17 protein-coding genes and 1 pseudogene are annotated in these 21,828 nt (G+C 46.0%); 9 read left to right on the top strand and 9 right to left on the bottom strand.

All coding sequences use genetic code 11. From position 1 onward, the window contains the following. The first annotated feature begins 468 nt into the window (after positions 1 to 468). On the top strand, positions 469 to 2,643 hold the full coding sequence (gene fhuA / locus ACMGGR_RS12495) for a ferrichrome porin FhuA (RefSeq protein WP_414147008.1): 2,175 nt from the start codon (positions 469 to 471) through the stop codon (positions 2,641 to 2,643). A 364-nt stretch (positions 2,644 to 3,007) separates the two neighbouring features. Here the strand turns inward: fhuA and ACMGGR_RS12490 are convergent. After that, positions 3,008 to 3,348, bottom strand: a pseudogene (locus ACMGGR_RS12490) (tyrosine-type recombinase/integrase); the annotation flags it as partial. 346 nt (positions 3,349 to 3,694) lie between these two features. Between ACMGGR_RS12490 and ACMGGR_RS12485 the strand changes: the two are divergent. Together ACMGGR_RS12485 and ACMGGR_RS12480 are read left to right on the top strand one after the other, a co-directional pair. Further along, on the top strand, positions 3,695 to 4,219 hold the full coding sequence (locus ACMGGR_RS12485; protein WP_147198615.1) for a VOC family protein: 525 nt from the start codon (positions 3,695 to 3,697) through the stop codon (positions 4,217 to 4,219). A gap of 16 nt (positions 4,220 to 4,235) precedes the next feature. Next, a complete protein-coding gene (locus ACMGGR_RS12480; RefSeq protein ID WP_414147007.1) occupies positions 4,236 to 5,345 on the top strand; it encodes an L-dopachrome tautomerase-related protein in 1,110 nt (369 codons plus the stop codon). Between the two features lie 54 nt (positions 5,346 to 5,399). Here the strand turns inward: ACMGGR_RS12480 and ACMGGR_RS12475 are convergent, their stop codons facing one another. The 3 genes from ACMGGR_RS12475 to ACMGGR_RS12465 all read right to left on the bottom strand — a co-directional run bounded on the left by ACMGGR_RS12475 (position 5,400) and on the right by ACMGGR_RS12465 (position 8,672). Beyond that, positions 5,400 to 6,224 (bottom strand): sugar phosphate isomerase/epimerase family protein, encoded by an 825-nt coding sequence (locus ACMGGR_RS12475; protein WP_147198613.1) that lies wholly within the window; start codon positions 6,222 to 6,224, stop codon positions 5,400 to 5,402. Then, positions 6,217 to 7,686 carry a sugar porter family MFS transporter gene (locus ACMGGR_RS12470; protein WP_147198612.1) on the bottom strand — a complete coding sequence of 490 codons (1,470 nt, stop codon included), beginning with the start codon at positions 7,684 to 7,686 and terminating at the stop codon, positions 6,217 to 6,219. Before ACMGGR_RS12470 ends, ACMGGR_RS12475 begins: the two co-directional genes overlap by 8 nt. Before the next feature lie 116 nt (positions 7,687 to 7,802). After that, the gene (locus ACMGGR_RS12465; protein ID WP_147198611.1) at positions 7,803 to 8,672 is read right to left on the bottom strand and encodes an AraC family transcriptional regulator; all 870 of its coding nucleotides are present in this window, start codon (positions 8,670 to 8,672) and stop codon (positions 7,803 to 7,805) included. Between the two features lie 769 nt (positions 8,673 to 9,441). On the opposite strand from ACMGGR_RS12465, the gene ACMGGR_RS12460 reads away from it, so the two are divergent. From ACMGGR_RS12460 to ACMGGR_RS12445, 4 genes are read left to right on the top strand one after another with little or no spacing between them, the layout of a single operon-like run. After that, complete coding sequence (locus tag ACMGGR_RS12460) at positions 9,442 to 10,851, top strand: sugar porter family MFS transporter (RefSeq protein WP_147198610.1); 1,410 nt, start codon at positions 9,442 to 9,444, stop codon at positions 10,849 to 10,851. A 25-nt stretch (positions 10,852 to 10,876) separates the two neighbouring features. Continuing rightward, positions 10,877 to 11,887, top strand: coding sequence for a Gfo/Idh/MocA family protein (locus ACMGGR_RS12455; RefSeq protein ID WP_147198609.1), 1,011 nt, complete (start codon positions 10,877 to 10,879; stop codon positions 11,885 to 11,887). Further along, complete coding sequence (locus ACMGGR_RS12450) at positions 11,847 to 12,338, top strand: PTS sugar transporter subunit IIA (RefSeq protein ID WP_254446245.1); 492 nt, start codon at positions 11,847 to 11,849, stop codon at positions 12,336 to 12,338. Before ACMGGR_RS12455 ends, ACMGGR_RS12450 begins: the two co-directional genes overlap by 41 nt. A gap of 27 nt (positions 12,339 to 12,365) precedes the next feature. After that, positions 12,366 to 13,307 carry a sugar phosphate isomerase/epimerase family protein gene (locus ACMGGR_RS12445; RefSeq protein WP_147198608.1) on the top strand — a complete coding sequence of 314 codons (942 nt, stop codon included), beginning with the start codon at positions 12,366 to 12,368 and terminating at the stop codon, positions 13,305 to 13,307. 146 nt (positions 13,308 to 13,453) lie between these two features. On the opposite strand, the gene idnD is transcribed toward ACMGGR_RS12445, so the two are convergent. The 4 genes from idnD to ACMGGR_RS12425 form a co-directional block, all read right to left on the bottom strand. Next, positions 13,454 to 14,497: an L-idonate 5-dehydrogenase gene (gene idnD / locus ACMGGR_RS12440; RefSeq protein WP_147198607.1), complete on the bottom strand. Its 1,044-nt coding sequence runs from the start codon at positions 14,495 to 14,497 to the stop codon at positions 13,454 to 13,456. Positions 14,498 to 14,508: 11 nt separating this feature from the next. Further along, positions 14,509 to 15,864: an MFS transporter gene (locus tag ACMGGR_RS12435; protein ID WP_147200627.1), complete on the bottom strand. Its 1,356-nt coding sequence runs from the start codon at positions 15,862 to 15,864 to the stop codon at positions 14,509 to 14,511. Positions 15,865 to 15,884: 20 nt separating this feature from the next. Further along, the gene (locus tag ACMGGR_RS12430) at positions 15,885 to 17,174 is read right to left on the bottom strand and encodes an MFS transporter (protein WP_147198606.1); all 1,290 of its coding nucleotides are present in this window, start codon (positions 17,172 to 17,174) and stop codon (positions 15,885 to 15,887) included. A gap of 74 nt (positions 17,175 to 17,248) precedes the next feature. Then, positions 17,249 to 18,016, bottom strand: a complete 768-nt coding sequence (locus tag ACMGGR_RS12425; protein WP_147198605.1) for an SDR family oxidoreductase — start codon at positions 18,014 to 18,016, stop codon at positions 17,249 to 17,251. 285 nt (positions 18,017 to 18,301) lie between these two features. Between ACMGGR_RS12425 and ACMGGR_RS12420 the strand changes: the two genes are divergently transcribed. Together ACMGGR_RS12420 and ACMGGR_RS12415 are read left to right on the top strand one after the other, a co-directional pair. After that, positions 18,302 to 19,003 carry a FadR/GntR family transcriptional regulator gene (locus tag ACMGGR_RS12420; protein ID WP_414148957.1) on the top strand — a complete coding sequence of 234 codons (702 nt, stop codon included), beginning with the start codon at positions 18,302 to 18,304 and terminating at the stop codon, positions 19,001 to 19,003. Positions 19,004 to 19,091: 88 nt separating this feature from the next. Continuing rightward, entirely contained in the window at positions 19,092 to 20,345 is a 1,254-nt protein-coding gene (locus tag ACMGGR_RS12415) for an enolase C-terminal domain-like protein (RefSeq protein WP_147200625.1), read from the top strand. Positions 20,346 to 20,543: 198 nt separating this feature from the next. Here the strand turns inward: ACMGGR_RS12415 and ACMGGR_RS12410 are convergent, their stop codons facing one another. Next, entirely contained in the window at positions 20,544 to 21,800 is a 1,257-nt protein-coding gene (locus ACMGGR_RS12410; protein ID WP_414147006.1) for a tyrosine-type recombinase/integrase, read from the bottom strand. Positions 21,801 to 21,828 lie beyond the last annotated feature (28 nt).

Genomic DNA, 21,828 nt, shown 5'->3' with positions numbered 1-21,828 from the left:
GAAATTAGGCTGTGCTTAAGCGCATTTTTGCCCACATCCAGGCATTTTGATTGGCACTCTATCCTTTCGATGAATTAGAGACATTGCGAAAATTTGTCATGTTATTTCGCATTCCAGCCAAAAAGACTTTGAAAGTACATTTTGGCTGTATTGAAAAACTATATGGCTGTATTTCGCTATCGCAACATTAATTCTCGTAGTTTAATGAGAATGAGTTTTATTTGAGTGTGTCGGCGCTGTAAATCCCTAGATCCTGAATGGTCTTTTTTCGCAGAAAATTTTTTCAGAAAAGTATCTGGGGTGAAAGTTGATAGGCATCTACAAGAAAATGGGTGGCAGGCGCGGGTTCATATCACCGATATTGATAAATCAGGAAATATTAAGCTAGGCAATATAGGGCATTTATTTCTAAGTCTTGGAATATGATCTCACGACATTATTTCTCACTTAATCCAAACGAGTATATAAATGAAATTGCAAAAAGCTCTGGTTCTACGTACCTCTACCGTCATGATCAGTGCGTTTATCAGTTCATTGTCATTTCCGGCATTATCGTCAGACAGCCCCACGACCTCTTCTACAGAAGATACGATGACGGTTACCACTAATGGTCAGAGCTCAACTTCTGAAAATGCCTGGGGGCCAGTGGGTACAATGGTAGCAAAACGCAGTGCGACAGGTACCAAAACAGATACTCCGTTAATTAAAACACCACAGTCGATCACCGTCGTGACTCGTGAAGAAATGGATTTGCTGGATCCCCCGACGCTAAAAGATGCTTTTCGTTATTCAGCAGGTGTGATGGTTGACAACCGAGGGTCTGTAACTGGATTCAACTCAGTCAATATTCGAGGTTTTAGCCAGATTGCGGATAATATTTATCTTGATGGATTAAAACTTCAGAACGATAGTTATGCATCATTCCAAGTTGATCCTTATATGGTTGAGCGTGCAGAATTATTGCGCGGTCCTGTCTCTGTCTTATATGGCCTGAGTGACCCAGGGGGAATTATTTCTCTAGTGAGCAAGCGTCCTACAGCGGAAACCATACGTGAACTTCAGTTTAAAGTGGGGAATCATAATCTTTTTCAGACCGGTTTTGATTTTGGCGGTGCGGCCGATGATAACGGAGAATTAACCTACAGAATGACTGGTGTCGCAAGCGATCAAGATCAACAACAAACTGGCGAAAAAGCAAAGCGTTATTCCATAGCACCTTCATTTACCTGGCGTCCAGATGACAAGACTAGCTTCACTTTTTTAAGCAGCTTCCTTGATGAACCTGACATTGGCTGGTTTGGTTATTTACCTAAAGATGGAACCGTGACTAATGGTGCCGGAGGTAAATTGCCAACAAGCTTTAATGATGGTGAACCGGGTTATAACAAAATCTCCCGAAACCAGAAGTTAGTCGGTTATACATTCGACCATCAGCTCAATGATAACTGGACCGTCCGTCAGAACCTGCGTTATGGAACGGTCGATATGGATTATAAAACTATCTATGGTAGTAGTATTTCCGCCGTTGATCCTACTCAATTAACAAGAGGGGCATTGGCGTTCAAGGAGCATTTATCTACCTTCGCGGTCGATACTCAGGCACAAAGCAAGTTTTCTACAGATACAGTAGATCACACCCTGCTTTTGGGCGTAGATTATCGACGTACTCGAAACGACATCTGGCATGCCTTTGGTCTGGCATCAAATCTGAATCTTATAAATCCTGTTTATGGTAACACAGCGGTGCAGTATTACAGTACCAGCAGCCAGGTTGATCACCAGGAGCAAACGGGACTGTATCTGCAGGAGCAGGCTGAATGGAATCGCTGGGTATTAACTCTTGGAGGCCGTTACGACTGGTCCAAAACAGACAGTGTCAATCGCTTGAGCAATAATGCTGTTTCGGAGCAGGAAGACAATGAGTTTACATGGCGGGGTGGAATGAACTACCTGTTTGACAACGGTATTTCACCTTATTTCAGTTACAGTGAATCTTTCCTGCCCACAAGTGGCACTGACTATGCAGGTAAAACATTCCAGGCGTCACGAGCTAAACAATATGAGGCAGGATTAAAATATATCCCTGATGATGGGTTGATTTCCGCAACCTTATCTGTTTTTCAGTTGACGAAGAATAAAAATCTGAGTACGGATCCCGAACATATTTATTATTCAGTGCAAAACGGTGAAATACAGTCAAAAGGTATTGAGCTTGAAGCTAAAGCGGCGTTAACTGAAAATGTGGACGTCATAGGAAATTATTCCTATACGGATGCAGAATATACAAAAGACACTTTGTACAAGGATAAGCGGCCATCTGAAGTTCCAAAAAATATGGCGGCACTATGGGGTAATTACACTTTTCATGAAACCGCACTGAGCGGGTTGACACTTGGCCTCGGGGGACGGTATATCGATTCAACTGAAGGTGATAGTGCCAACTCATTCAAAGTTAAGTCCTATACCATCTGGAATGCAGCAGTTCAATACGATTTGGCCAGGTTTAATTTACCGGGCTCTAATGTTGGAGTCAGCGTTAACAATCTCTTTGATAAAAAGTACGTGGCAGGTTGTTACGCCACTACAGCGTGTTATTACGGAACTGAGCGTCAGATTACAGCGACCGCTACTTTTAAGTTTTAAAAAATAGCACTTACGAAAAACTTTGGTTTTCTTGCAGGCGATGAGTGAGATACTAGTTACTTTAGTAAACGAAATATTGATAAACTGTAAATAATATATAGAGTGATTTTTTCGCTGAGAATTTCGGTGACGTTTAGGAATGAACGCTTCGGTGTATTAGTACAAGAAGTCTTTAAAACTAAGCCTCCATGACGGTAAAGTCAGGAAAATATACCGATAGTAGAAAACTGTCGCTAGCGGTTTTTTATCAAACACAATTTTAATACTCTAATTGAGCGGGTTATTTTAGTTGTGGCAGGTTCAAGTTTTTAACTAAAGAAAGCAGATCCTAAATGTGTAGGATCTGCTTTCACTTTATCATTAATTATGTCAGGCTAGCTTGATTTATTCTAAAACAGTTTATTCGGCCCCGATTATAGGGCGGAACATACTTCCCCCGGCAAGCATCTAGATAGTCAGACCAACATTGTATCATTGCCCTTCTGGTTTCCAAATACACCGCTTTATGGATGTAAGTAAGCAGCACGCTGTTGCGCTCCTTGTGACTCATTTGACGTTAAACTGCATCTTGTAACCAGCGTCCAGATTCCATTAGGGCGCTATAAGCCATAGCCCGAAAGCCATACCCGCAGATATACATTTTCGTGTCATAGCCTATTATCCGTAGTGCCTTGTTGACAGTAATCTACACATCGGCCTGTAAGGGAGTTGCTGCTACGCATCAGCACTCCATTTAAGCTCTTTTAGTTTTCTTACACTGGCCTCGGATAGTGGATATATCTGAGGACACAGACTGCTTATGTTTTTGTCGCGCTAATTGGAATATTATTCTACCAAAGAATTGTCCTTATTAAGGTGTTTTTCTTATGCATGAAATGGTCTTCAAATATTACGCACTTCATGATGAATCTTCAACCCGAATTCATTATTTACCATACTCCAAACACAAGGTGAAATTAACTATTACTATTCCATATGTGACAAATATCACATTTATGCCAGGATTATTTATATGGGATTAATAGTCATTTGAAATAAATCGGGAGAAACGATGACAATCCGTGGCATAGAGCATATTGGCATCACTGTGAATTGCTTGAAGCAAGCAGAAGATTTTTTTGTTAATGCATTAAATGCTGTCGTGCTTTACCGGTTGGCTCCGCCGGGCGACAAAGATAAAGAGATTGCAGGCGAAAACATGCATCCTCTAAATGGTTTCCCTGTCGATATGAAAGTCACAGGCTTATCAATGTTGCGACTCGCCAACGGTTGCAATATTGAACTCTTTCAGACCTACCCCGTAGCAGATGATCATCAGGCTAATCCTGCGAATTCAGGCATAAACCATTTCTCGCTGTATGTTGATGATATCAACATGGCGGGTGAAAAAATGCGTGAACATGGCGCGAAAATGTTCGAAGGACCATCAGACTGCTTTGCTCAGGAAAAAGGCAAGGGAAACCAAACATGGTTTGGCATGACTACGTTCGGTGTTCTGATTGAATTAATCAGCCTTCCATCCAAGCTAAATTATGATGTTGAAAACACTGCCTCGCGATGGATCCCCGCCTCTTAAATCACCGGAGTGTACCGTGCAACGTAGACAATTTATAAGCGGCAGCCTTGCAATAATATGTCTCACAAAATCGACATTTTCTTTTGCAAAAATGATTAGCACACCCGCTTTAGAACGTAGCTTTACATCGCCCTGGTTGGCAAATGGTATAGCTATCTCATCAAGTGGGGCCACTTTTATCAATCTGCCGCGTTTTAAAGGGCATTTTGATTCGCCTGGGTTAGCCCGCATTACGCTTAATGGCCCTGTTGCTTTTCCCGGTAACCAATGGAACCAATGGCATGCTGAAGACGACGGGACAAATACTCTGGTTAATATAAATGCTTGCCACATATTTAATGATGATTTGGTTTGGGTGGTTGACCAGGGAGCACCTCAGGGCGATAAACCTAAAGCGGGAGCCGCGAAATTGGTTGCGTTTGATATCAATTCAGGCGAAGCGAAAAATATTATCCGGTTCGATGATAATTCATTGCCAGATGGTGGCTCGCCAAACGATCTTCGCATTCATGGTGAGCTGATTTATGTTACTGATTCAGGATTAGGTGGGATAATCATCCATAACCTTAAAAGTGGCCATACCATACGAAGGCTATCGGCATCGGTGCTGTTACGTAAACCTTATGACTTAGTGCAGAAAGGATTCAAAGGCAGAGTGTTGCAGGATGCCAGGGGAAAAAGACCGGAAGTACACAGTGATGTAATCGAAGTTACTGCCGATGGCGAATGGCTTTATTATTCAACACCGACGGGTCCGCTCTATCGAATACGTACCAAATATCTTCTCGATAATTCCTATACTGACAGTATGCTTGAATCTAAAATTGAAAAAGTAGCCGAAATTCCATCAATTGGGGGTTCAGCCATAGATGCCTATGGAAATATTTATTTATCCAATGTTGAGAAAAGGTCAATTGATTGCCTAAAGCCAGACGGCTCAGTTGAGACACTTATTCAGGATGACCGATTAGAGACACCCGATGCTTTAATTATTGTCAATGGATGGATCTATGTTCCTGCGCCGCAAATAGAATTTCTTAGCCAAAATAATCAGGGTGAAGATCACACGCATTCACCCTGGTCAATATATCGTTTCCGTTTGCCTTATAAGACACGCAAATACTGAATCATATGATTTCAGGCTCATCATACATAGGTTTAGTTGATGAGCCCGCAATAATTACTTTAAGTAATAATTCATGTTTTCAATTACCTGTTTTGCAAGGACAGCATGGTCCATTTCCCAGCGCGCTGGACTAAACAATTCAGCAGACCATACGCCATCAAAGCCTGTAGCTCTAACAGCATCTGTCCAGGCCTGAATATCAATATCTCCTTCCCCTGGCATATAAGCACGTAGCACCGTTTCCTCCCATGCCTCCCCAGGTAAAGGCTTACGGCCATCACAAAAATGCACACCGAAGATAAGGGATGGATCTAGTTTTTTAATATCGTCAGGTGTAGTGGTACCCGTAGCAAATAAATGCCAGAAATCTATGACCAGCCCAACGTTAGGTTTATCGATGCGCCGAATGACTTCAAGTGCCTGCTCCAATGTATTAAATTTGGTATGAGCAATAACCTCAATCTGATAACGCACACCATACTGCTCGCCAATGGCAGCTATGTCCGAAATATTTTCAGTCATTATTTCGAGTATCTGCGTTTTAGGAAGATGATCGATGCCATGCTGTGCAAGTATCTGAATTGTCGGACACTCAAGCTCTGAAGCTATCTGCGTTAACCTCGTTGCTTCAGTCAGCATTTGTTGCTTAGAACCGTCCCTATAACGCTCAATATCAATTAGCGCATTCAGGCAAGATGTTTGTAATCCAAAGCCGTGTACCAACTTCTTCAAACTGCTGGTACTGCCGCCGTTATCAAGGTAACGCAGTAATTTATAGTGTAGAAACTCAAGTCCGTCGTAACCGGTTTCTGCTGCGATACGCGCTTCAGTCACTACGTTGCAATAATGTGTTGAAATACCGTGCAATGCCTTAATCATGTTTACCTCCCAAATTTTCGGTTGAAGCGGATGAAACAGCAGATGAATGGGATGTGTTGTTGAGCTTGATACGATCGGCAAGTAATTGTTCAATATCGTCTAGTGCTACACCGCGCGTCTCAGGGACATATCGTATGAGGAAGAGTAGACAAAAGAGGTTAATAGCGGCAAAGATCCAAAATGAAAATGCGCCATTAAATGCCTGCTGTAAAACCGGAATCTCATTTAAAACAGGAAAGAATTGGGTCACAAGGAAATTAAATATCCACATAAAACTCACAGCCATTCCCATCGCATAACTTTTTATACGAGGCGGGAAGATTTCTGATATTAGCACCCAGCATCCAGCCCCCCAACTGATGGCGAACATAACCATAAAAAGCAATGCGGAACAGATAGCGAGGTAACCACTATTTGGATTAAGCATACTTAATGACAATAACAGTAGAGACACAATGGAACCTATAGTCCCAATTTTCATCACTGGTAAACGACCAAAGCGATCATAAAGATTCATCGCTATGAATGAACCTAAAGCATTTAGCAGGCCTATGAAAATAGTCTGAAAAAGAAGAGTATCCTTACTCATATCACCTGTATTTAGGATCAATGGAGCGTAATACATAACGATACTTGCACCAGTAAGCTGTTGCAAAATTGCAATGCTACAGCCGATGAGCAATGCGTAGCGCAGCACGGGTGTATGCCAAATATATGACAGTGAACTGCTTCCTTTAGCGCTACTGCTGGGTTCACTGCGCATTGAGATAATCTGTCGAGCCTCTTCCTGATTAAGATCTGGATAGATTTTTTTGAGTACACGCAACGCTTTTTCGCCTTGCTGATGATTTATACACCATTGAGGAGATTCAGGAAGGATCAGCGTGCAGAATAGCATCATGATGACGGGAACAAACTGTGCCCCCATCATCCAGCGCCAGCCCTCATCTATCAGCCAAGTTTCGGACATACCACGACCAATGAGGTAATTGACGAGAAATACCAGTGTTTGAGAACCTACAAGCGAAAGGTTAAATATACCCGAGGCTTTCCCTCTTATACTGGCAGGTGAAATTTCGCCCATGTACATCGGTGCAACCGTTCCAGCTAACCCAATACCCAAGCCCGCGACAATACGTGCTGAAGAGAATAAAACAAAAGAATCTGCGAAAGTCGAACCCACGGCTGATAATGCAAAAGCCAGGGTGGCGAGGAGAAGTACGGGTTTGCGTCCTAGCTTATCCGCTAATTTTCCCGCAGCAAGAGAACCGATAATACAACCCACAAAGATACTTGATACTACCCACCCAGTTTGAGAGGGATCGAGTTGAAAATGCGCCTGAATTGAATCAACAGTGCCTGAAATCACACCGGTTGAATAACCAAACATCACACCACCGAGAGTGGCAATGCAGCATAATGAATACACATAGCGAGCATTACATCGACTATTATTCTGCATAATAGCCTCCGCCTAAAGTCACCAACGTCATAATGGTTCCTTACTTTTTAAGAAAAAGGAATTCTGCAGGTTTATGAAATAAACCTGTTCAGAAGCTTGCGGTCGGATGGCTAAAATTAAGTCTTAACTTGACCCGTTAGCCAGAATTTTTTATATCGCGCAGGTGGAATGCCGACAAGGTTATGGAATATTCTATGGAAATTATTAACGTTATCGTAACCGACTGCATTAGCAACTTCAGTTACGCCCAAGTCCGTACTAAGTAATAAGTTTTGTGCTTCGCCAATGCGACGCCTTGTTTGATAATGCTTAGGTGAATAACCTGAGTAATCTTTAAATGCATGTGCAAGATAAAATTGGTTCATGCTGAGTGCTGCAGTAATTGTGCTTAATGCAATGTCTTCTTTATAATGATTGTCAATATAATCTTTAACACGCTGGCCAAGCAAAATGGTGTCCGTTTCCTGCTCATGCTTGTGGCCCATCCATAAATTGCGACAAATTAAAAGCAACACATTTAGCAAATTGTCGCCAATCTCAGAGCTGTAAAGACGTTTGCAACTGACGTGGGACCACATCTGATCAAATAGTTGACAAATTTCACCGTAGAACTCGCCACTAGGCATGACAGTAGGTTGAGTACGAGGTGTCAATACATTCATAGGTAAACCATCTACTTTTAGCTGCTCAACACCGCAACTGAAGATCATCAACTCCTCCGAGGCCGTCGGTTGTTCATCATGCAAGACATTGGCGTTAAAAAGCATGATGTCCCCTTTTTTGACATCGTAGCTTCGTCCATCGATGTTATAGACACCGCAGCCAGAACGAATGAACATGATTTCAAAGCGATCATCGTGTTTATGCATCACTCGTGGTATTGCCGCTTCTGGTCCCTCTGCCTTACATATAAATTTTAGGCGTGGTCGCAGGCTGTTTTCGAAGCCATGGGAAAAGGGATGTTCATTGAGGCAAAAGGTCAGCATGATAGCTCCTGTCAGTGTGTCGCTATTCTTACATTACTTAATGGTCTCGTAATCATCAATTTTGCTTTTTATGATTATTTAACTCATTGAGATGTCTAGCTATTGCAATAATAAAAGTACTTCATGTACAAAATATTGTTATTCAAATTTCTCAATCAAAAAGAAGTTTGATCGCTGTCACACTTTTATTTTGTTCAAAAAATCGACGCTGCATTCCCGTATAATGCTGCTGGTTAGTTACAGATTGAACCGAACATGTTTTGAAAGGAAAAAATAACTGTAAATGAACAACATCATCATTATTGTTATTCAACAATTATCTTTAAATGTAGGTTTAATTAAAAAATGAAACATTTCCTCGATAACCCATTGATTTTATTAGATGTTAAATGCTCTTAAAAAATCATTAAAAGGTTAAACATCCATTCAATTATGTTAACTTTCACGCTGTCTTGACTCTTGTTTTGTCAATACATGGATATAGATGTGTGACATTAGTCACTTCAAATAGTGCTTTTCATTGTTAATTTATGATCACCCGCACGCCATGAGCTCGAGTGAGCGAAAGCATCTAGTATTTGAAATTAACTTTGATATAACGTTGTTGTAACGATAAGGGTAAACATTCGCTTCTCAAAATATAAAGAAACTAATATTGCAATTGATTATTAAATAATAAGTTTCAAATTCGGCTGAAAAATAACAAGCCCTAAAACTGACCATCATAACGGCTTCTAACCGTACGACCTTACAACCAGATGGAACAGATATGTATAATAAAACTCACCTGCAGAACCCGCAACGTATGCGGCTAATCACTATTGTGTCAACAATAGGTGGTTTATGCTTCGGTTATGATACGGGCGTTATTTCAGGCGCTCTAATATTTATGAAATATGATCTTAATTTGACGCCTGCTCAGGAAGGATTTATTACTTCTTTCCTATTGTTCGGTGCAGCTTTAGGATCCTTATTTGGCGGTTATCTCTCCGATAAACAGGGGCGTAGAAAAAACTTATTATGGGTTGCCGCAATCTTTATGTTTGGAGCATTAGGTACTGCCTTCGCCTGGGATGTTCCATCCATGATAGTCGCGCGATTTATACTTGGCTTAGCGGTAGGTTGTGCTTCAGTAACCGTCCCAATTTATATTTCTGAACTGGCTCGCGCCGACCAACGAGAAAGAATGGTTACAGTCAATGAATTAATGATAGTTACTGGACAATTTCTCGCGTATTCAGTCAATGCTGCCATTGTTAACCTTTACCCTGAAATGCAGCATAACTGGCGCATCATGTTAGCCATTCCAGCATTACCTGGTGCACTTTTGTGGATAGGTATGCTAATGATGCCCGAATCACCACGCTTCTTTATACGACGCGGTGAAACTGAAAAAGCAGTTAAAGTTTTGAAAACGCTTCGTCTTCCGGAAGAAGTTGATAGAGAAGTAAAAGAAATACAGCAGATCGTTAAAGCAGATCAGCTGAAGTTTAATCTTTTTGCCGAATTAAAGAATCGGTGGGTGATTCAACTGGTGTTAATCGGCTTAATGATTGTATTAGCAACACGAGTAACAGGTGTTAATACCATAATGTACTACGCTCCAACTGTACTCAAAGCTACAGGTCTCGGCGATGCAGCTGCAGTCACGGGAGCGGTCGCAAATGGAATTATTTCCGTATTGGCAACACTCCTTGGCATGGCATTAATTGGAAAACACTCACGTCGTAAAATGTTCTTTACCGGTCAGGCTGGCGTCACTATCAGTCTGCTTTTAATCGGTTTGGCGTTTAAATTATTTTTCCATACCGAAACTATTAATGGTGTAGAAACACTCCATGCCAATTTCGCTAATGCACCCTATGTAATCCTCGGTCTTATGCTGGTATTTCTGGTATTTATGCAGGGGTGGATCGCACCGGTATTCTGGTTGATGTTAGCTGAAATATATCCATTGCGAATGCGCGGCGTAGGAATGGGCTTTGCTGTATTTGGACTGTGGATGTTTGATTTCATGATTCAATCTATTTTTCCGTACCTGTTAAGCCATTACGGTGGTGGCATGACTTTCGGATTCTTTGGCGCGACTAACATCATTATGCTTCTTCTGTTGGTGAAATACTTGCCAGAAACACGCGGATTGACTTTAGAGCAAATTGAAAAGAAATTTCGCTTTTAACACTATTGCAACTAAGGAAGAATAAATGACTGTAAATATTGGTTTGATTGGTCTCGGTATGATTGGCCGTGATCATCTTAAGCGCTTCAGTAATGTTATTACCGGTGCGCGGGTAACTGCCGTTTGTGATATTAATCATACAGCAGCAGATGCAGTGGCAAATGAATACGGTGCAACGGCATTTTATGATGCGTTAGAAATGATAAATTCAGAATTAATTGATGCAGTCTTCATTTGTTCGATTGGCCCGGTTCATAAAGACCAGATACTTGCTTCATTTAAAGCCGGTAAACCTGTGTTTTGTGAGAAGCCGTTGACACCTACCGCCGATGAATCCAAAGAAATTATTGATGCTGAAGTGAGGGCAGGGAAACGCCTGCTCCAACTTGGTTTCATGCGCCGCTTTGATCCGGGTTATCAGGCGTTGAAAAAGACAATTGATGGCGGAGAACTCGGCGATATTATGCTCATTCATTGTGCTCACCGAAATCCTTCCGTTCCGGAAGGTTACACTTTGGAAATGGCAGTTAATGACTCAGCTACGCATGAAATTGATATCATTCGTTATTTGTTAAATGAGAATATAACATCTGTCCGCGTGGATAAACCGGGGAAAAAAACTCGTCGTGCGCAACCACATTTGCAAGATCCATTAATCGTGATTTTTGAGACAGAATCTGGTGTTCGTATAGATGATGAACTCTTCGTAAATTGTCAATATGGTTATGACATCCGTTGCGAAGTCATTGGTGAAAATTCCATTGGGGCACTCAATGAGCAGCAGTTAATAACGACTCGATCGTTGAATGGTAACGCGCAACACATTGCTCAATCCTGTATGGAGCGCTTCGCTACCGCCTACGACCGCGAGGTACAAACTTTTGTTGATAACGTTAACGCCCAGCGTGAGATGACAGGCCCATCATCATGGGATGGGTATGTTGTCGCTCTCGTCTGCGATGCTGGTTTAGCATCGCTAAAAGATGGTGCAAAACATGACGTTATTATTCCATCTCAGCCTGCTCTCTATCTTTGATTATAACTATAAGAGAAAAATCATGATGAAACTTGCTGAAGATGCTCTGCATTTAAATTGTCGTGCAGCAACAAAAACTGAGGCAATAAAATTCACCGCAGATGCATTAGAAAAAAACGGTTTTGTTAAGCCAGGTTTTTATGCGGGTATGTTAGCGCGTGAGGAACATGTATCTACTTATATCGGCTCAGGAATTGCATTTCCGCATTGTGCTAAAGAGAACCTCAATCTGGTGAACAAAACAGGTTTTCATGTTTTTCAATTTCCAAATGGCGTTAGTTGGGGAGCTGGAAAAGTCGTTTTCATAGTTGTCGCTGTGGCTGCAACACAAAATGAACATATCCAGGTGTTGGCAGACATTGCGGATCTATTAGGTAACGAAGTGAAAACTTACTTATTAGCAAATGCTAAATCCAAACAAGAATTTATTGAACTATTTGAACAGCCTTAATTAACATCCCAAGAAAAGGATTGAATAATGAAACTTGCATTGTGTACGGATGTGCTCGCTGATTTGCCGTTTTCGGCGATGCTGGATAAGGTCCAAAGTTATGGTATCAATGGTGTTGAGATGACCGCAGGCGGCTGGTCGCCATGTCCTCATGTCAAAACCGAAGAGTTACTCGCTTCACCTGAAAAACTTGAACTATTTAAAGAGGAACTGGCTCAGCGCAATATACGCATTGTTGCTTTGAATTGTTCCGGTAACCCACTGGCTCCAGGTGAATTGGGCGAAACACACACTAAAAGTAGTTACCGCGCAGTTGAATTGGCAGGCAGGCTTGGTGTTAAGAAAATAGTGATGATGAGTGGCCTGCCTGGCGGTGGACCTGATGATCGTGTTCCAAACTGGATTACGTCTACTATTTCATGGCCAGATTATATGCCAGGTGTCATTGACTACCAATGGAATGATGTTGCCATTCCATGGTGGAAAAAGTTTGTACAGCACGCTAAAAATCACGGGGTTGAGCAAATTGCTATTGAAGAGTTCCCATGTCAGCTTGTTTATAATCCATCTACATTATTGCGCCTGCGTAATGCCGTAGATGAGATGATTGGCATCAACCTTGACCCTTCACATTTAATAGCTATGGGCGCTGATCCCATAGCTGCGGCACGTAAACTTGAAGGTGCAGTGTTCCATGTACACGGCAAAGATGCACGTATTGAGCGAGGACTTGCAGACGTTGATGGACTTATGGAGTATCAGCCTGTCACCAACACTAAAACGCGTACGTGGAATTATGTCGCAGTGGGCTGTGGTCAAGATCTGAAATGGTGGAAAGAATTCTTCTCCGTCTTGCGAATGACAGGTTATGACGGTGATGTTTCACTTGAAATGGAGGATCTCACTATGAGTGTTGAAGCCGGATTACAAACTTCAATTGACGCGCTTAATGCAACGCTGAGTCGGTAAGATATGTTGTGCCTACTTTGTTATGGTAGGCACGCATTTGACCAGCTTATAAAATTGAGTCATATAAATAAATTACTGACATCAGGACATGAAAATTTTCAATTTCATCAGCCTTCAATTTCTACCAGTTGCCAGCATTTCAGCCATTAAAAAAAAATCAGCTGCACCTTAGCCGCGCTCTCTTTATCCGCTGCAAGTTCCAGCGCGCGTGCAGCATCCTGCATGGGCATTTCGGCCGAAAGCAGCGGCAGCGGATTGATTTTGCCTTGCTCAAGCCAGCGCACCGCGGTGGTGAACTCGCTGGTGAAACGGAAGGATCCACGCAGCTGTATCTCTTTGACCAGCAGCGGTCCGATGGGATAGTTCACTTCTGCCGCGCCCATGCCAAGCTGCACGATAATGCCGCCCGGACGCGTAAAGGCAACCAGCGAAGCCACCGCCGCCCCTGCGCCTGAAGCTTCAAAGCAGACATCAAAACTGCCGCCATTTTCCGCCCAGAGGTCGGTTTGCTGCTCGTCACGCGGATCCAACGCCGCGCTGGCACCCATCTCGTTCGCCAGCTGACGGCAACGCTCGCTGATGTCGGTTGCTACTACTTCGGTGGCACCCGAAGCCAGCGCCGCGGCGATGACCAGACAACCGATCGGTCCGGCGCCGGTGACCAGCACGCGCTTGCCGGTCAGATCGCCAGCCTGGCGTACCGCATGAATGCACACCGCCAGCGGTTCGGCGAAGGCCATCACTTTGGCATCTGCGCCGTCGCTGTACGGTACGCACTGCACGGGATTGACGCCAACATATTGGGCAAATCCGCCGTTAACATGTGGGAAAAACTGTGCGCTGCCCATAAAGCGCATTGAGCGGCACAGGTTTTGTTTTCCTTCCTGACACAGCGCGCACAGCTGGCACGGTTGGGAAGGATTGATCGCCACGCGCTGGCCAACCTTCAGGTCGCTGTTTTCTGGTACTTGCTCGATGATGCCAACAAATTCATGGCCTAAAATCATCGGCGCTTTCAGTACCGACATGCCCGCGCGGCCATGCTGGAAATAGTGAATATCCGAGCCACAAATCCCGCCACGCTCAACTTTGACTAACACTTGCTGCGCGTTCCACTCAATTTCCCGTGACTCACAACGCACATCATGTGCGGCATTGACGATCACCGCGTTCACTGTTTTTTGCTGCATTATGCTTCTCTCTATGCGTTTGAAGGGGTTTCGAATTTCTTCTTATTTTCAGCCGGTTGTTCGCCGGGCGGCGTCATCACTTCAATTTTGCCAACCAGCAGCAGGTAGGCCAAAAAGCCCATAAGCGCGACGGCGGCGATGTACCACATGGCGTACTGGAAGTTGTGGGTGCGCTGCAAAATAACGCCGATGATGATCGGGCTGACAATGCCGGAGAGATTGCCAAAAATATTCAGAAAGCCGCCGATGGTGCCAATTAAGTGGCGCGGAATCACATCGCTGCACACCACCCAGCCGAGATTAGAGAAGGCGTTGGCGAAGAAGGCGATAGAGAGAATAGCGATGGCAATCACCGGGCTGTCCTGGAAGAAATTCACCAGCGCAATCGAACAGGTGAGCAACATGCCCAGCATCACCGGCAGCTTGCGCGCAAAGGTGCGGCTGCGGCCACGCTTCAGCAGAAAATCACTTAGCGTTCCGCCGCACAGCACGCCAGCCATCGCCATCAGATAAGGGAACATCGCGCCAATCCCCGCTTTATCGATCGACAGATGCAGCCCTTTTTCCAGATAGACAATAAACCAGGTCAGGAAAAAGTAGAGCGTCGACGAGGCCGCGAACTGCGCGATAAACAAACCCCAAGTGGTGCGCTGACGCAGGATGTATTTCACCGATTGCCAGTTAACCTTGCCGTTTCCGTTTTGCTGATTCACCGAACCGTGCCCGCCGCCTTTGCGGATAATATCGAGTTCCGCATCATTCACTTTGTTGCTGTGCTGCGGGTCGCGATAGACAATCAGCCAGTAAATGCCGAACACAATGCCAACCAGGCCAGAGAGATAAAATGACATCTCCCAACCCCATTGAGAGACGATAAACGACAGCACCGGCGTCAGCAGCGCCAGACCAATATATTGCGCGCTGGAATAAGTTGCCGTTGCACGCGCACGTTCATGGTCGGGAAACCAGGTGGCGATGATTTTGGTGTTGGAGGGAAAAGAGGGCGCTTCCGCCACGCCAATCAGCGCGCGGCACACCAGTAGCATCATAAATGACGCGGTGGCGGTGGTGAAAAAGTGATGCGACGCCAATCCCATCAGCAGGGTAAACAGGCTCCACAGCACAATCGCGCTGCCGTACAGCCAGCGTGAACCAATCCGGTCAAGCAGATAGCCGACCGGAATCTGGCTCAGCGCATAAAACCAGGTAAACATCGAAAACAGTAAACCCAGCTGCGTGGCGGATAAGAAAAACTCGCCCTGAATATGGGAACCGGCCACCGCCAGGTTAGCGCGATCCATGTAATTGATAGCAGTGACAATAAACAGCATGAATAAAACGCTTAAACGCGTGCGCGTGGGTTTCATGGTCATGACTTCATTCTCTATTAGTATGCAGAGCGGGTTTGTGCCGTTGGCGTGCTCAGGCTGCTAAAGGTGGTCAGCGCGGTGAGTAATACCGCCACAACCAGCGATCCGCCCATAAATACGTAAGATGCCGCCGGGCTGCCGGTCAGGCCATTGAGATAGCCCACAATCCACGCACCGACGAAGGACCCCAGCGCACCGAAGCAGACCACGAAGGACATCGCGCCCGCCACAACGTTGCGTGGCAGCATCTCAGGGATCGCAGCGAAGAAGGGTCCGTACGGCGTGTACATCGCACCGCCCGCGATCACCAGCAGCACCCATGAGAGCCAGAAGTGCGTCGCACCGAGCGTAAAGGAAGCAATGAAGCACACCGCGCCCAGCCCAAGGAAAAGCAGCACGATGTTTTTACGCTGCTGGTATTTATCGGAGAACCAGGATGCGGTCAGCATCAGCGGCACGGCGAGCAGATAGGGCGCGGCTGAGAGCCAGCCAGTCGCGACGATGCCCATACCTGACGCGCTCTTCAGCATGGAAGGCAGCCACATGATGAAACCGTACATGCCGATATTCCAGAAGAAGTGGATAAACGCCAGCGCCAGCACTTTAGGCGAGCGGAAAGCTTCACGGTAATTCTTAACCGGTTTAATCGACTGCTGCTCTGCCGCCAGCGCGTTTTCAACCGCACGCTTTTCGGCCTCGCTCAGCCATTTGGCATCACGCGGTCGGTCGGCATAAATTTTCCACCAGACAAACGCCCATAAGATGGCAGGCACGCCTTCAATAATGAACATGCCGCGCCAGCCAAAGGCGTTCACCAGATAGCCGGAGAGAATCGACATCCACAACACGGTGATCGGATTGCCGAGGAACAGAAAGGTATTGGCTTTGGAACGCTCCGCGCGAGTGAACCAGTGGCTGAGGAAGATCAGCATCGCCGGCATCACCACACTTTCCGCTACGCCGAGCAGGAAGCGGATCACCGCCAGCAGCGCCACGCTGTGCACCATGCCGGTGGCGGTGGCCAATGCGCCCCACAGGATCAGGCTCCAGAAAATCAGCTTCTTCGCCGAGTGCTTTTCAGCATAAATGCCGCCCGGCACCTGGAAACAGAAATAACCAAGGAAAAACAGTGCGCCAAGTAACGCCGAAATGGCGGGCGTGATATTGAGATCTTCAGCCAGACCTGCGGCGGCACCAAAACCGTAGTTGGCACGATCGAGGTAGGCGAGGCTATAGGTAATAAAGGCAATCGGGATGAGTTTTCCCCACCGACTGGCCGGTAAAATCCCTGCAATATTCTGGTTCATGGTATGACCTCAGGTCGCTTGAGTAGGATACAGCTGAGTCTTGATGCCCAGCTTAGGTCGTTTAAATCGGCCCGTTACAAGGTGGCAAGCCAGCCACCATCCACGTAAATCATCTGGCCATTGACGTAATCGGAAGCAGAGGACGCCAGATAGATGGCGGTACCAACCAGCTCGTCGGGTTTTCCCCAGCGACCAGAAGGATTACTGCTGCAGACCCATTTATTGAACTCTTCGTTTTCGACCAGCGCTTCGTTCATATCCGTGAGGATGTAGCCCGGCCCGATGCCGTTGGTCTGGATATTGAACGGCGCCCATTCAGCCGCCATCGATTTGGTTAACAGCTTGATGCCGCCTTTTGCCGCAGTGTAAGGCGCGACGGTAGGGCGCGCGGCTTCGCTGGTCAGCGATCCGATATTGATAATTTTCCCGCCGCGCTGGCGTTCCACCATGCGTTTGGCTGCGGCACGCGAGACGAGGAACGCGCTGGTGAGATTGACATCCAGCACCCGCTGCCAGTCGCTCAATGCCAGTTCCAGCATCGGTTTGCGGAACTGAATGCCTGCGTTGTTGATCACGATGTCGACGTGAATGTTCTCTTCATCAAGCTGCTGAAATACCGCTTCAATCGCGGCTTCATCTGCCACATTGAACAGAAAGCCTCGGGCATCAAATCCCTGTTGCTGTAATTGCTCCAGCGCCGTATCCATGTGCTCCTGACGCGTGCCATTCAGCAGCACCTTAGCGCCGGCCTGCGCCAGGCCTTGTGCATAAGCAAAGCCCAAACCGCGCGTTGAGCCGGTGATCAGGGCGGTTTTCCCGGAGAGGTTAAATAAGGTCTGCATAACAAAACGTCCTTCATGTAACATGACTAATAAGTTGGATGGGTCACTTTTACGTTATGCGCAGAATGGCAGCAATTGGCAGGCGAGAGATTTGTAAGATATCTCACAAATTTTTAATGCCATCGCCAGTAGGGAATTATCCGGCTTATAAACTAAATTACTGAAAACAATTACTAAATTTCGCCATTTTGAACTGTCGCTGTTGATGTCAGCAAAATTCCTGCTTGTGTTGCAGGCAGTGACGCGTTAAAAAGCGGTAGACATGTAGGACAAGTGAGTAACGCCGTGGCGCTGGAAAGTATCCAAAAACATAATGTGGTTGATGTCATCTACGAGCAGATGAAGCAGAACATTCAGGATGGTCTGTGGGAGCCGGGCTGTAAGTTGCCGTCTGAGGCGGAATTGACCGCAACCTTTCAGGTGAGCCGCGTCAGCGTGCGGAGTGCCGTGCAGAAGCTGCGTGACCTTGGCGTGGTGGTGACGCATCAGGGGAAGGGCACATATGTTACCCGCGAAGTGGCGCGCTACGGATCGTTCAGTGATAACCAGCCCATTCTGCATCTTTCACAGGAAGAGTTTGATGATATGCGGGTTTTCCGTCAGACCGTCGAGTTCAAATGCATGGAGCTGGCAGTGCAGAACGCCACCGATGAAGATGTCAAAGTGCTGGAAAGCGCCTTGAATCGCATGCTGGTGAGTAAAGATGACTATAAGAAGTACTCGCTGGCGGACTACGATTTCCATCTGGCGATTGTGAAAGCCTCGCACAACAAGGTGTTCATCCACGTCATGGAATCCCTGAAGGGGATTTATGTGCATTACCTCGAAGAGTTGAACCGCGTATTGGGCATTACGCTGGAAAGCGTTGAAGCCCATATCAAAGTCTTTATGGCGTTGAAAAACCGCGATGCATCGCTGGCGGTCGAGACGCTTAATAGCGCGATGACACATAACGTGCATGCCATTGAAGATGTACGCCATAACTGAATAACCAAAAGCCCTGCTCAGGGCTTTTTAATACACATAACATGTAGGACATCATACAGCATGTTATCCAGATACCGTGAGGATCATGATGAGTAACCTGAAAATTACCGATGTAAAAACCATCCTTACCGCGCCAGGCGGCATCGATTTGGTGGTGGTAAAAATCGAAACCAGCGAACCCGGTTTATACGGTTTGGGCTGCGCCACCTTTACTCAGCGTATCTACGCGGTCGCCGCCGCGATTGAAAACTACATGAAGCCGTTTTTGATCGGCAAAGACCCGGCGCGTATCGAAGACATCTGGCAATCGGCGGCGGTCAGCGGTTACTGGCGTAACGGTCCGGTGATGAATAATGCGCTCTCCGGCGTGGATATGGCGCTGTGGGATCTGAAGGGTAAAGTTGCCGACTTGCCGGTGTATGAACTGCTTGGCGGCAAATGTCGCGATGGCGTGCCGCTTTATCGCCACTGCGACGGCGCCGATGAGATCGAAGTTGAAGATAACATTCGCGCACGCATGGAGGAGGGCTATCAATATGTGCGCTGTCAGATGGGCATGTATGGCGGCGCGGGTACCGATGATTTGCGTTTGATCGCCGGCAAGCTGGCCAAAGCTCGCAATATCCAGCCGAAAGTGTCACCGCGTAATCCTACTCAAGGCATCTATTTCGATCCGGATGCTTATGCGCGCGCCGTACCGCGCCTGTTTGATCATCTGCGCAATAAGCTCGGTTTTGGCGTCGAGTTTATTCATGATGTGCACGAACGCATCACGCCGATCGCTTCAATCCAGCTGGCGAAAGCACTCGAACCGTATCAGCTTTTTTTCCTTGAGGATCCGGTCTCGCCAGAAAATATCGACTGGCTGAGCAAATTACGCAGCCAAAGCAGCACGCCAATTGCCATGGGCGAGCTGTTTACACAAATCAATGAGTGGAAACCATTAATTCAAAACCAGCTGATCGATTATATTCGCTGCCACGTCAGCACCATTGGCGGCATCTCGCCAGCGAAGAAACTGGCGACTTTTGCGGAACTGTTCGGCGTGCGCACTGCATGGCACGGTCCGGGCGATATCTCACCGATTGGCGTGGCAGCAAACCTGCATATTGATCTGAGCATCACCAATCTTGGCATTCAGGAATATACTCCGGTGAATGAGGCGTTGCAGGAAGTATTCCCTGGTTGTCCTGAGATTGATCGCGGCTATGCGTATCTCAGCGATCGTCCGGGGCTGGGCGTGGATATCGATTTGAAAGAGGCAGCGAAGTACCCTGTGTCGGGCGGTATTCCGGAATGGACCAATGCACGTTTGCCCGATGGAACAGCTGCAAGACCTTAATAAATTACTAAAGGCGTACTTTGTACCGGTAGCCATATTCAATTGCCATTTCTTAACCGACCAGTAGGTGAAACAAGACGAAGAGATATCTCCGCCTTGTTTCACGAGTTATCATCTGTTTTGTTTTATATCTTGAGTCACCAGATAACAACATCTTTACTGAGACAGACTTGAGCCAGATGATTCTTTCTATCAGGACTAATGGCCTTTCATGGACACGAGATAAGGCGGCATGAATATCACCCTGCATCTGTCAAGATAATCCGACCACCATTGCATCATGGCCCTTCGAGCATCAAGGTGCTCAGCTTTATGGGTATAAGCTGCCCGTACAGTGTTACGTTCCTGGTGGCTCATCTGACGTTCAACTACATCCTGCAACCAAAGCCCGGATTCCATCAGAGCGCTACATGCCATAGACCGGAATCCATGTCCGCAGACATCGACTTTCGTGTTGTAGCCCATCATCCGTAATGCCTTGTTAACCGTATTTTCACACATCGGCCTATAGGGGTTATGATCGCTAGGGAATACTAACTCCAGATGACCTGACATTTCCTTTATTTGTTTTAGCATACAAAAGGCCTGCCGTGACAACGGGACAATATGTGGCGTGCGCATTTTTGCTCCTCGTTCAGAGTAGCGAATGCCGGGAAGAGCTTCTCGGGTTGAGGGAATAGTCCAAATTTTGTTTCTGAAATCAATTTCCGACCAGCGTGCAAAACGTAGTTCACTTGAGCGAATGAACAGGTGCAAGGTTAGCATAACGGCGAGCCGGGTAAGTTCACGCCCCTGATGATAACCCGCAATGCGTTCAAGCAGCTCAGGAAGACGCTCGAGTGGCAGTGCGGGATAATGGTGCTTAACGGGCGGAGATATCACGCCGTCAAGGTTTGCTGCCGGGTTTGTGTCGATTAATCCCTGATGAACAGCATGGCGCATGATGTTACTGAGGTGCTGCCGCGTGCGGGATGCAACTTCCAGAAGGCCTTTTTCCTCGATACCTTTCAGCAGCCCAATGAAATGCCGGGGTTTAAGTTCTGATACTGACAGATGCCCTAGAACCGGAAAGATATGGTTGTTCATACTGGCCAGCAATCGATCAGCGGTATTTTGCGACCACTTTTTATTGCTTTTATGCCAGCTCAATGCAACGTGTTTAAAGGATTTTTCAGATGAGCGGGCAGCATTTTCTGCGATACGTTGCTGTGATGGATTAATATTCTGCACCAGCAGCTTGCGGATCCCGTCACGATGTTGTCGAGCATTCGCCAGAGATACTTCTGGATAGGCACCTAAGGCAATGCGGGATTCTTTGCCATTGATACGATATTTGAGATACCAGAGACGTGAACCGTGAGGATTAACTAAAAGGTATAACCCTTGTGAATCGGAGACTTTGAATGGTTTATCAGAAGGCTTGAGGCTGCGGATTTTAGTGTCGTTCAGAGACATATGGTGGTCACTCCATAATCGAACTGAA

This window comes from Erwinia sp. BNK-24-b, from assembly GCF_047456155.1.
Classification (GTDB): Bacteria; Pseudomonadota; Gammaproteobacteria; order Enterobacterales; family Enterobacteriaceae; genus Erwinia; species Erwinia phyllosphaerae.
The sequence above is the reverse complement of the archived record's forward strand: the minus strand, read 5'-3'. Positions and strand labels throughout refer to the sequence as shown.